The sequence below is a fragment of the Amycolatopsis rhizosphaerae genome (assembly GCF_007713715.1).
Classification (GTDB): domain Bacteria; phylum Actinomycetota; class Actinomycetes; order Mycobacteriales; family Pseudonocardiaceae; genus Amycolatopsis_E; species Amycolatopsis_E rhizosphaerae.
Genome location: NZ_VJWX01000223.1, coordinates 1 through 11,286, shown reverse-complemented (window position 1 = coordinate 11,286; position 11,286 = coordinate 1). Strand labels below are relative to the sequence as shown.

Below are 11,286 nucleotides of genomic sequence, written 5' to 3'. Positions count from 1 at the left end.
GACCTACCCCTCGCTCATCCCCGCACCCCCGTCCGCCGGTTTGACCTTCGGCGTCGGCCAGATCATCGGGGTGTCCTTCGACCACGCCGTCACCAACCGGGCGGCCGCCGAGAAGGCGCTGACCGTCACCACGACCCCGCCGCAGCAGGGCGCGTGGCACTGGATCGACAACAAGACCGTGCACTACCGGCCGCAGAGCTACTGGCAGGCCGGAACGACCGTCAAGCTCGACGCGAACCTCTACGGGGTCGACCTCGGCGGCGGGGTGTACGGCAAGACCGACCGCTCGGTCACCTACCAGATCCACGATTCCTGGATCGCCAAGGCCGACGGGAACACCGATCAGATGCAGTTGCTGCACAACGGGTCCGTGGTCGGGACGATGCCGATCAGCCTCGGCAAGGACGCCACGCCCACCCACGTCGGCCCGCACGTGATCTCCGACAAGCAGCAGCAGGTGATCATGGACTCCTGCACGTACGGCGTGTGCCCGCCCGCGCCCGGCGCCTACCGCTCCACCGAGTACTGGGCGGAACGCATCTCCAACGACGGCGAGTTCGTGCACGAGAACCCCAACACCGTGAACCAGCAGGGCAGTTCGAACGTCTCGCACGGCTGCATCAACCTCAGCCCCCAGAACGCGCAGGCGTTCTTCAACCAGTTCGGGCTGGGCGACGTGGTCGAGGTGACCAACTCCGGCGGCCCGGTCCTGCCGCTCTGGGACACCTACGGTGACTGGGAGCTCAGCTGGGCCGACTGGCAGGCGGGCAGCGCCACGCACAACTGAGGTACACCCCGCACCGGCGGCGCCCGCCCAGTAAGGTCGGCGCCGTCGGCGCGGGAAAGGGGGGCGGGATGAGCACGCTGCAGACGCTGGACCGGGGGCTGCGAGCCCTCGACGTCATCTCGCAGGCCCCCGAGGGCATTTCGATCGCGGACCTGGCCCGCGAACTCGACGTCCACCGCGCCATCTGCTACCGGATCGTGTCCACCCTGGAGGCGCACCTGCTGGTGGCGCGCACGGAGGACGGCCGCGTCCGGCTCGCGGTGGGGGTCGCCGTGCTGGCGTCGCGGTTCGAACCGCAGTTCAGCCGCGACGTGCGGCCGATCCTGCACACCCTCGCCAACGAGACGCACGCGACCGCGTTCCTGTCCGCCGCCGAGGGTGAGGAAGCCGTGGTGATGATGGTGAGCGAGCCCGACGACAGCGTCCTCACCGTCGGGTACCGCGTCGGCAGCCGCCACCCCCTCACCCTCGGCGCGGCGGGGATCGCCATCCTCGCCACCCGTCCAGAGCGGCCGGACGACCCCGAACCGGTCCGGCAGGCCCGCCGCGACGGCTACAGCCTCACCCGGGGCCAGCTGGAGCGCGGCGCGGTCGGGGTGTCCGCCGGGCTGAGGCTGCCCGCCGGTTTGTCCCACGCCGTGGAACGCAGCGTCGGGGTCGTCGCGATCGACGGCCTGGACACCACTTCCGCCGCCAAGGCCGTCACGCGCACCGCCCGGCAACTCGAACGCCTCCTCTGACACCCGGCCGAGGCCTGCCCCGGTCTGCCGGGCGAGTCCCACGCTCAGGCAGGACCGTGAGGGGACCCCTCACGGCAATCCGCAACCCCTTCACGGCCCACACCTCAGCGGGTCAGGCGGCGAATTCGAAGCCGCCGTGGCGGCCGTTGCGGTCGGCGAGCAGGCCCGCGAGCACGGCGATGGCGATCTCCGGCGGGGTGCGCGAGCCGATGTTCAGCCCGATCGGCCGGTGCACCCGGCCGATCTCGGCCTCGGGTACACCCAGCTCCCGCAGCGCGGCCACGTGCGGGCCCACCTGGCGCGGGTTGCCCATGACGCCGACCCAGCGCACCGGGTGCGCGAGCACGTCGCGCAGGACGGTGCCGAGTTCGTCGCGGTGGTGGCTGCTGACCACCACGTCGGCGGTGGCGTCGAGTACGGGCAGGCTGTCCACCACGCCGGTCCCGGCGGGCAGGTCCAGCTCGCCGGCGCCGCCGCCGTCCGGTTCGAAGAGCAGGGTGCGGTAGCCGAGGTCGGCGCCGTACCGGAGCAGGAATCCGGCGACGGGCGTGCGGAACACCGCCACCAGCGTCCGCTGTTCGGGCTCGGGTGCGGCTTCGCCGTGCGCGACCGCGCAGGCGGCATCGGTGTCGGACATGCCGCCGAGTCTGCCACCGGTCGCGCCGGCGGCCGCTCAGGTCGCCGCTTTCACCCCTTCCGGTAGCGGGTCGAACCGGGCGTGGCGGCGGGTGAAGCTCGCCGTGCCCGAGGTGAGCGAGCGCAGTTCGGTGGCGTAGCGGAGCAGTTCGGTGGCAGGCACCTCCGCCTGGATCACGGTGCGCCCGCCCGGGGCGGACGAGGTGCCGAGCACCCGCCCCCGCCGCGAGGACAGGTCGCCGAGCACCGCGCCCAGGTGCTCGTCGGGCAGGTCCACCGACACCTCGTCGAGCGGTTCCAGCAGCAGGATCCGGCCGTTGGCGGCGGCGTCCTTGAGCGCCAGCGCCCCGGCCGTCTGGAAGGCCGCGTCGGAGGAGTCGACGCTGTGGGCCTTGCCGTCGACCAGGCTCACCCGGACGTCCACCACCGGATGACCGGCGGCAAGGCCGCGCTGCAACTGGGTCCTGACGCCCTTTTCCACGCTCGGGATGAACTGGTGCGGGATCGCCCCGCCGACGATGCGGTCGGCGAATTCGAAGCCCGAGCCGCGGGGCAGCGGTTCCACCTCGATGTCGCACACGGCGTACTGGCCGTGCCCGCCGGACTGCTTCACGTGCCGCCCGTGCCCCCTCGCCGGGCCGGCGAAGGTCTCCCGCAGGCTGATCTTCACCGGTTCGGTGTCGACCTCCGCGCCGCCCGCCCGCAGCCGCGACAGCACCACGTCGGCGTGGGCCTCGCCCATGCACCACAGCACGAGCTGGCCGGTTTCGGCGTTGCGCTCCAGACGCAGCGTGGGATCCCCGGCGACGAGACGGGAGAGGTTGCGGGCCAGTGTGTCCTCGTCGCTGCGGTTGTGCGCCACGATCGCCACCGGCAGCAGCGGCTCCGGCATCGCCCACGGCTTCATCAGCAGCGGGAAGTCGGGGGAGGACACCGTGTCGCCGGTCTCCGCCGAGCCGATCTTGGTCAGCGCGCACAGGTCCCCGGCCACGCAGTACGGCACCTCGCGCAGGTGCGAGCCGAGCGGCGAGTACAGGTGCGCGACCCGCTCGTCGGCGTCGTGGTCCTCGTGGCCTCGTTCGGCCAGCCCGTGCCCGGAGATGTGCACCGGGCGCTCGGGCCGCAGCGTGCCGGAAAAGACCCGCACCAGCGAGACCCGCCCGACGTAGGAGTCGACCGCGGTGCGCACCACCTCGGCGGCCAGCGGGCCGTCCGGGTCGGGGCGGAACTGGGCCGGGATCTTCCCGGCCAATGGCTCGATCTCCGGCAGCGGATGCTCCACCGGTGAAGGGAAGGCACGTTTGATCCCGTCCAGCAGTTCGGCCAGGCCGAGGCCGGTCGCCGCGCAGACCGGGATCACCGGGTGGAAGGTGCCGCGCGCGACCGCGGTCTCCAGGTCGGCGATGAGGGTGGCCTCGGGGATCTGCTCACCGGCGAGGTAGCGGTCCATCAGGGACTCGTCCTCGCTTTCGCCGATGATCCCCTCGATCAGCTCGTTGCGCGCCTCGGTCATCCGGTCGAGGTCGGCCGGGTCGGGACGGCCCATCACGGGCGGGTAGCCGCCGGAGTAGTCGTAGAGCCGCTGCGTGATGAGCCCGACGAGCGCGGGTTCGCCCCCGCCCGCCGGCAGGTACAGCGGCAGCACACCGGAGCCGAAGGCCTCCCGGCAGGCCGCGATCTTCCCGGCCGGGTCGGCGCGGTGGTGGTCGAGCCGGGACACGACCACCGCGCGCGGCATGCCGACGGCGGCGCATTCGGCCCACAGTGCGGTGGTGGCGGCATCCACGCCCTCCGAGGCGGACACCACGAACAGGGCCGCGTCCGCCGCGCGCAGTCCGGCCCTGAGCTCGCCGACGAAGTCGGCGTAACCCGGGGTGTCGATCAGGTTGATCTTCACGCCGTCGGTGAGGATCGGCGCCACGGCCAGCCCGACCGAGCGCTGCTGGCGGACGGCGGCCGGATCGTGGTCGCACACGGTGGTGCCCTCCACCACGGAACCGGCCCTGGCCACCGTGCCGGACACGGCGAGCAGGGCCTCGGTGAGGGTGGTCTTGCCGGAACCCGACGGGCCGACCAGGACGACGTTGCGCACCTGGCGGGGATCGTCCACAGCGACCGCGGCCCCGGAATCACCGGCTTTCGATTGCTTCTCGGCCATGACGCGCCTCCCCGGACGTCGTTGTCGATGGAAAGGGTGTGTGCCTTCGATCACACACCCCGACGGTGGCCTCCGGCAACCCCTCGCCGCGACCAGCGCAGCGTCCGTGCCTGCGAAGATCGGAAAAGTGGCCTTCCGAGATCGTGCCTTACTGGCCTGGGAGAGCGGTCCACCCCGACCTAGACTGGACGGTGGAAACCTCCCCCGTCGTGTGAAAGGCGTTCCCCCGTGTCCGAAGTTCAGTCCACTGGTTCCCCCGCCCCCGAGCGCGGTACCGCGGTTGTCAAGCGCGGTATGGCGGAGATGCTCAAGGGCGGTGTGATCATGGATGTGGTCACCCCCGAACAGGCCAAGATCGCCGAGGACGCGGGTGCCGTCGCGGTGATGGCCCTCGAGCGCGTGCCCGCCGACATCCGGGCCCAGGGCGGCGTCGCCCGGATGAGTGACCCGGACCTGATCGAGGGCATCATCGAAGCGGTGTCCATCCCCGTGATGGCCAAGGCCCGCATCGGCCACTTCGTCGAGGCGCAGGTCCTGCAGTCCCTCGGCGTGGACTACATCGACGAGTCCGAGGTGCTCACCCCGGCCGACTACGCCAACCACATCGACAAGTGGGCCTTCACCGTGCCCTTCGTGTGCGGTGCGACCAACCTGGGTGAGGCGCTGCGCCGGATCACCGAGGGTGCCGCGATGATCCGCTCCAAGGGGGAGGCGGGCACCGGCGACGTGTCCAACGCCACCCAGCACATGCGCAAGATCCGCGCCGAGATCCGCCGCCTGTCCTCCCTGCCCGAGGACGAGCTCTTCGTCGCGGCCAAGGAGCTGCAGGCGCCGTACGAACTGGTCAGGGAGGTGGCCGGGGCGGGCAAGCTGCCGGTCGTGCTGTTCACCGCCGGCGGCATCGCCACCCCCGCCGACGCGGCGATGATGATGCAGCTCGGCGCCGAGGGCGTGTTCGTCGGCTCCGGCATCTTCAAGTCCGGCGACCCGGCCAAGCGGGCGGCGGCGATCGTGAAGGCCACCACCTTCCACGACGACCCCGACATGATCGCGAAGGTCTCGCGCGGCCTGGGTGAGGCCATGGTCGGCATCAACGTCGACGACGTCCCCGAACCGCACCGCCTGGCCGAACGCGGCTGGTGAACCTGCGGCACACGAGCCCGCACCCGCCGGAGGAGCCGGAGGGTGCGGGCTCGCCTAAAGTGGACTGTGGAGGTTAGGTGACCACGAAACAGCCGTTGATCGGCGTGCTCGCCCTGCAGGGGGACGTACGGGAGCACGCCGCGATGCTCGAAGGCGCCGGGGCGCGGGTCCGGCCGGTGCGCCGGGTCGCGGAACTGGCCGAGGTGGACGGCCTGGTGCTGCCCGGCGGCGAGTCGACCACGATGTCGCGGCTGCTCGAGACGTTCGAGCTGCTCGATCCGCTCCGCGAGCGGATCGAGGCGGGCATGCCCGCCTTCGGCTCCTGCGCCGGGATGATCCTGCTGGCCCGCCAGGTGCTCGACGGGCGCCCCGACCAGCGGCAACTGGACGGCCTCGACGTCGTCGTCCGCCGCAACGCCTTCGGCAGGCAGGTCGACTCCTTCGAGGAGGAGCTCGATTTCGCCGGGCTCGAAGGCGGCCCGCTGCCCGCCGTCTTCATCCGGGCGCCCTGGGTGGAGAAGGCCGGGGACGGGGTGGAGATACTGGCAAGGGTGCCCGACGTCACCGCTGCTCCGGACGCGGCCGCTAGGATCGTCGCGGTCCGGCAGGGGCCGGTGCTCGCCACGGCTTTCCATCCGGAACTCACGGGGGACGAGCGCGTGCACCGTCTGTTCGTCGGCATGGTGCGCGACGCCTAGAACCAAGTAGATGGAGGAGAGATGAGCGGCCACTCCAAGTGGGCCACCACGAAGCACAAGAAGGCCGCCCTCGACGCCAAGCGTGGCAAGCTGTTCGCGAGACTGATCAAGAACATCGAGGTCGCCGCGCGGACCGGCGGGGGCGACCCGGACGGCAACCCGACGCTCTACGACGCCGTCCAGAAGGCCAAGAAGAACTCGGTCCCGCAGGACAACATCGAGCGTGCCCGCAAGCGCGGCGCCGGTGAAGAGGCGGGCGGCGCCGACTGGCAGACGATCAACTACGAGGGTTACGGCCCGAACGGTGTCGCGGTGCTGATCGAGTGCCTGACCGACAACCGCAACCGCGCCGCCTCCGAGGTGCGCACGGCGCTGACCCGCAACGGCGGCTCCCTGGCCGACCCGGGCTCGGTGGCGTACCTGTTCAACCGCAAGGGTGTGGTGATCATGCCCAAGAACGAGCTGTCCGAGGACGACGTCCTGATGGCGGTCCTCGACGCGGGTGCCGAGGAGGTCAACGACCTCGGCGAGAACTTCGAGATCGTTTCCGAGGCGACGGATCTGGTGTCGGTGCGCAAGGCGCTGCAGGACGCGGGCTACGACTACGAGTCGGCGGAGGCGAGCTTCCTGCCGTCGGTGAACGTGCCACTGGACGCCGAGGGTGCGAAGAAGGTCTTCAAGCTGATCGACGCGCTCGAAGACTGCGACGACGTCCAGAACGTCTACGCGAACTTCGACGTTTCCGACGAGGTGCTCGCCGAGGTCGGCTGAGCCGCCCCGGTCCGCCCCGGTTTTCCGGAAACCGAAGGCCACCGGCGACCCTCCCAGGAGGACGTCACCGGTGGCCTTCGGCGTTCTCGCGGGCTTTTCGGGTTTTTTCCGCGTCGCGCCTGTCGGGGCCCGTTCGGGTAGGGCACAATGTCGCGCGTGACGACCGAGACGCTCGCGCCCGAAGATCAAGAGCTGCTGGAATGGATCGTCGCCGAGGCCGAGCGCCGGGGCAACGCCGTCATCTCGGTTCCCGCCGACGACAAGGGATCCGGCTACTGCTTCACCGCCTGCGTCTGGGCGATGCACGAGGTGCCGGAGGCCGTGGTGGTCGGTCTGCCCGAGCAGATGGCGCAGGTGCTGCTCGACGCCTACGTCGACCGTGCCGCCACGGGTGGCGCGTTCGAGCCGGGCAAGGTCTACGAGGACTTCTTCGAGGGCGTGCCGGTCACCTTCGAACGCGTGCACCCCGGCCACTACCCGGAGTACTTCGGCAGCGCTTTCCTGGTGTATCCCGAAGGGGACTTCCCGGCACTGCAGATCATCGTCGCCAGCGGCGACGGCAAGTGGCCGTGGGACGCCGACGCGCCGGAGGGTTTCGCCGAGTGGCAGCCGGTGCTGACCGACAGCGGCAGGCCCGAGAGCTGGACCCCTGGCGTCGACGGTCCGTAACAAAGGGTCCCGCGGCCAAGCGGACGACCCTGCCTTTCTTTCCTGTGAGGGGTCCCCTCGCGGCCGTATCGACCAGGGTCCCGGCAAAGTCGCTCCTTGCATGGGCGAGTCCCACCCTCAAGCAGGCTGCGCGGTGCCGTGAAGGGTCCCTTCACAGTCGAATCGACTGTGAAGGGACCCTTCACGGCAAAGCGAACCACCCCGCATCTGTCCACAGTGGACCGGGTGGCGGTCGGCGCGTCCTGCCGGGCGTGGTGGTGGTGAACCGGTAGCCTCCGAACTGGTGTTCGGTTGAGGAGGCGATCAGGTGCGAGTGCTCGGTGTCGATCCCGGGCTGACGCGGTGCGGGCTCGGTGTGGTGGACGGCGGGACCGGGCGGAAGGTCAGCTGCGTGGCGGTGGACGTCGTGCGCACCCCGCTGGACGCTCCCCTGGCGAACCGCCTGCTCCAGGTTTCCGATGCGGTGGAGGACTGGCTGGACCGCTACCGTCCCGAAGCCGTCGCCGTGGAGCGCGTGTTCAGCCAGCACAACGTGCGCACCGTGATGGGCACCGCCCAGGCCGGGGGAGTGGTGGCGCTGAGCGCCGCCCGCCGTGGGCTTCCGGTCGTCTTCCACACCCCCAGTGAGGTCAAGGCCGCGGTCACCGGGTCCGGCCGTGCGGACAAGGCACAGGTCACCGGTATGGTGACCCGGCTGCTGGGACTGGCCGAGGCGCCCAGCCCCGCCGACGCCGCCGACGCGCTGGCGCTGGCGATCTGCCACCTGTGGCGCGAGCCGATGCGGGCCCGCCTGGCCGAAGCGGAGGCGAGGGCGGCCGAACTGGCCAGGGCGCACCGGGCGCGCCTGGCGGCGGCGCAGCGGGCGGCCCAGAAAACGGCCCAGAAAACGGGGCAGCAGACGGCCCGCAGGAAGGGGACGGCACGATGATCTCGTCGGTGCGGGGAGAGGTGCTCTCCGTGGGGCTCGACCACGTGGTCGTCGAGGTGGGCGGAGTCGGCCTCGCGGTGCAGGCGACCCCGTCGACCCTGGCCACGCTGCGCCGCGGCGAGCAGGCCCTGCTCCACACGGCGCTGGTGGTGCGTGAAGACTCGCTGACCCTGTTCGGTTTCGCCGAGATCGAGGCCAGGGAGCTGTTCGGCCTGCTGCAGACGGTGTCCGGGATCGGGCCGCGGCTGGCGCTGGCCGCGCTGGCCGTGCTCAACCCCGACAAGCTGCGCACCGCGCTGGCCGAAGGCAACATCACCGTGCTCACCCAGGTGCCCGGCATCGGCCGCAAGGGCGCCGAGCGGCTCACCCTGGAACTGCGCGACAAGGTCATGGCCGGTGCTCCCGCCGGGCCGGAGGGCGCGCCGGACGCCGGGAACGCCCTGCGCGGCGAGGTGGTGGAGGCGCTGACCGGGCTCGGGTTCGCGGCCAAGCAGGCGGAACAGGCGGTGGACAAGGTGCTCGCCGAGGGCGGGCACACCGGCACCGCGAAGGTGCTGCGCGCCGCACTCACCCTCCTCGGCCGCAAGCGCTAGGGCGAGAGCATGCACGATGACGACATGACCGGCGACTACGGCACGGCAGGGGAAGACGACACGCTCTCCGCGTACCCCCAGAACGGCGAGCGGGATGTCGAAAAGACCCTGCGCCCCCGCAGGCTGGCCGAGTTCGTCGGCCAGCCCCGGGTCCGCGAGCAGCTCGAACTGGTGCTGGAAAGCGCCCGCCGCCGGGGGGTGCCGCCGGACCACGTCCTGCTGTCCGGGCCGCCCGGGCTGGGCAAGACCAGCCTCGCCATGATCATCGCCGCGGAGCTGGACGCCGCGATCCGGATCACTTCGGGGCCGGCGCTGGAACGCGCGGGCGACCTCGCCGCGATGCTGTCCAACCTCGCCGAGGGCGATGTGCTGTTCATCGACGAGATCCACCGCATCGCCCGGCCCGCCGAGGAGATGCTGTACCTGGCGATGGAGGACTTCCGGGTCGACGTGGTGGTCGGCAAGGGGCCCGGGGCGACCAGCATCCCGCTGGAGATCGCCCCCTTCACGCTGGTCGGTGCGACCACCCGGTCCGGGGCGCTGACCGGGCCGCTGCGGGACCGGTTCGGTTTCACCGGCCAGATGGAGTTCTACGCCGACAGCGAACTGGATCAGGTGGTGAAGCGGGCCGCGGAGATCCTCGGCATCGGCATCGACCCGGCGGGCAGCGCCGAGATCGCGCGGCGCTCGCGCGGCACGCCCCGGATCGCGAACCGCCTGCTCCGGCGGGTGCGGGACTATGCTGAAGTGCGGGCCGACGGGCGGATCACGCTCGACGTGACCCGTGCCGCGCTTGCCGTGTACGACGTCGACGAACTCGGCCTCGACCGCCTTGACCGGGCAGTGCTCACCGCGCTGGTGCAGTCCTTCGGGGGCGGACCGGTGGGGGTGTCCACCCTGGCCGTGGCGGTCGGTGAAGAACCGGCCACGGTCGAGGAAGTCTGCGAACCGTATCTGGTGCGCGCGGGTATGCTCGCGCGGACTCCACGGGGACGGGTGGCCACCGCGACCGCGTGGGAGCACCTCGGCCTGCGGCCGCCGGAGAACGCCGGCCGTGTGGATCAGTCGGCGTTGTCCGACTGAAACCGGGTGCCGAGTCGCACCGTGGTACCTGGCACACTCGAAAGAGCACATCCGGACAAATAGGCGCACGACCCGGCGTACGCCGAATGGAGAATCATGAACCAGTCTTTGCCGCTGCTGCTACTGCTCATGCTCGTCCTGGCGGTCCCGCTGGTGCTGGGCAGCCGGAAGCAGAAGCGCCTGGCGCAGGAGCAGCAGCAACTGCTGAGCAACCTGGCCGAGGGTGACCGTGTGATGACCTCGTCCGGCCTGTACGGCACGGTGGCCGACGCCAGCGACGAAACCACGATCGACATCGAGATCGCCCCCGGCGTGGTCACCACCTGGCTGCGGCAGGCCGTGCGCGAGAAGGTGGCGCCGCCGGTCGACGAGACCGAGGACACCGAGGACACCGACGAGGGCGCGGACGCGGGGGAGGCTGTGGAGGCTTCGGACGCGGCGGACACCGCGACCGCTGCGGACGGCACCGAGGCCGGCCCGGCGGCCGCCGGGAGCGAGGACGAGAAGAAGTCCGAATCTCAGGTTGCGCCGTCGCTCGAACACGGTAAGAAGTAGGTCCGACGCCGGCCCCTGGCGCCCGCACGGCGTCGGGGGCAACACGCTGCCCTTACCAGTGATCGAGTAGATTCCCGATGCTGTCAGCGGGCCCGCGACCCGAGCTCGATCCATTCCGAGGAGAACGACCACCGTGGCACCACCGGCCGGGCGGATCCGCCCGGGACGCTATCTCGGCTTCTTCGTTTTGATCGTGGTCGTGCTCTACGCGCTGGTGTTCTTCACCGGCGGCGGGAAGCCGACGCCCAAGCTGGGCATCGACCTGCAGGGCGGCACCCGCGTGACGCTCACGGCGCGCACCCCGGACGGATCGGCGCCGTCGAAGGACTCGCTCAACCAGGCCCGGCAGATCATCGAACGCCGCGTCAACGGCATCGGGGTCAGCGGCACCGAGGTGATCCTCGACGGCAACAACATCGTGATCACCGTGCCCGGCGTCCAGGGCGACCAGGCGAAGAAGCTCGGGCAGACCGCGAAGCTGAACTTCCGCAAGGTCATCAACGCCCAGGCCGCGACCGCCCCGCC

General features: G+C 71.0%; 12 protein-coding genes and 1 pseudogene. 11 read left to right on the top strand and 2 right to left on the bottom strand.

All coding sequences use genetic code 11. The annotated features are described in order from the left end of the window. Both FNH05_RS21200 and FNH05_RS21195 read left to right on the top strand, forming a co-directional pair. On the top strand, positions 1-787 hold a 787-nt coding region (locus tag FNH05_RS21200; protein ID WP_144590456.1), incomplete at its 5' end, for a L,D-transpeptidase. Between the two features lie 68 nt (positions 788-855). Next, positions 856-1,527, top strand: a complete 672-nt coding sequence (locus tag FNH05_RS21195) for an IclR family transcriptional regulator (RefSeq protein ID WP_144590455.1) — start codon at positions 856-858, stop codon at positions 1,525-1,527. Between the two features lie 112 nt (positions 1,528-1,639). On the opposite strand, the gene FNH05_RS21190 is transcribed toward FNH05_RS21195, so the two are convergent. Together FNH05_RS21190 and FNH05_RS21185 are read right to left on the bottom strand one after the other, a co-directional pair. Next, the gene (locus FNH05_RS21190) at positions 1,640-2,164 is read right to left on the bottom strand and encodes an XdhC family protein (protein WP_144590454.1); all 525 of its coding nucleotides are present in this window, start codon (positions 2,162-2,164) and stop codon (positions 1,640-1,642) included. Between the two features lie 36 nt (positions 2,165-2,200). Next, positions 2,201-4,321, bottom strand: a complete 2,121-nt coding sequence (locus tag FNH05_RS21185) for an elongation factor G-like protein EF-G2 (protein WP_144590453.1) — start codon at positions 4,319-4,321, stop codon at positions 2,201-2,203. 228 nt (positions 4,322-4,549) lie between these two features. On the opposite strand from FNH05_RS21185, the gene pdxS reads away from it, so the two are divergent. From pdxS to FNH05_RS21140, 9 genes and pseudogenes are all read left to right on the top strand, one after another. Beyond that, positions 4,550-5,464 carry a pyridoxal 5'-phosphate synthase lyase subunit PdxS gene (pdxS, locus tag FNH05_RS21180; protein WP_144590452.1) on the top strand — a complete coding sequence of 305 codons (915 nt, stop codon included), beginning with the start codon at positions 4,550-4,552 and terminating at the stop codon, positions 5,462-5,464. Positions 5,465-5,541: 77 nt separating this feature from the next. Beyond that, a complete protein-coding gene (gene pdxT, locus FNH05_RS21175; protein ID WP_144590451.1) occupies positions 5,542-6,162 on the top strand; it encodes a pyridoxal 5'-phosphate synthase glutaminase subunit PdxT in 621 nt (206 codons plus the stop codon). A 21-nt stretch (positions 6,163-6,183) separates the two neighbouring features. Then, the gene (locus FNH05_RS21170) at positions 6,184-6,933 is read left to right on the top strand and encodes a YebC/PmpR family DNA-binding transcriptional regulator (RefSeq protein WP_144590450.1); all 750 of its coding nucleotides are present in this window, start codon (positions 6,184-6,186) and stop codon (positions 6,931-6,933) included. Positions 6,934-7,080: 147 nt separating this feature from the next. Next, positions 7,081-7,602, top strand: a complete 522-nt coding sequence (locus FNH05_RS21165; RefSeq protein ID WP_144590449.1) for a DUF4262 domain-containing protein — start codon at positions 7,081-7,083, stop codon at positions 7,600-7,602. Positions 7,603-7,909: 307 nt separating this feature from the next. Next, complete coding sequence (gene ruvC, locus FNH05_RS21160; protein WP_144590448.1) at positions 7,910-8,530, top strand: crossover junction endodeoxyribonuclease RuvC; 621 nt, start codon at positions 7,910-7,912, stop codon at positions 8,528-8,530. After that, positions 8,527-9,123 (top strand): Holliday junction branch migration protein RuvA, encoded by a 597-nt coding sequence (gene ruvA, locus FNH05_RS21155; protein ID WP_144590447.1) that lies wholly within the window; start codon positions 8,527-8,529, stop codon positions 9,121-9,123. Before ruvC ends, ruvA begins: the two co-directional genes overlap by 4 nt. A 9-nt stretch (positions 9,124-9,132) precedes the next feature. Continuing rightward, positions 9,133-10,206: a Holliday junction branch migration DNA helicase RuvB gene (gene ruvB, locus FNH05_RS21150; RefSeq protein WP_144590446.1), complete on the top strand. Its 1,074-nt coding sequence runs from the start codon at positions 9,133-9,135 to the stop codon at positions 10,204-10,206. A 96-nt stretch (positions 10,207-10,302) separates the two neighbouring features. Next, the gene (gene yajC, locus FNH05_RS21145; protein WP_144590445.1) at positions 10,303-10,761 is read left to right on the top strand and encodes a preprotein translocase subunit YajC; all 459 of its coding nucleotides are present in this window, start codon (positions 10,303-10,305) and stop codon (positions 10,759-10,761) included. Positions 10,762-10,894: 133 nt separating this feature from the next. After that, a pseudogene (locus tag FNH05_RS21140) lies at positions 10,895-11,286 on the top strand (protein translocase subunit SecD); the annotation flags it as partial.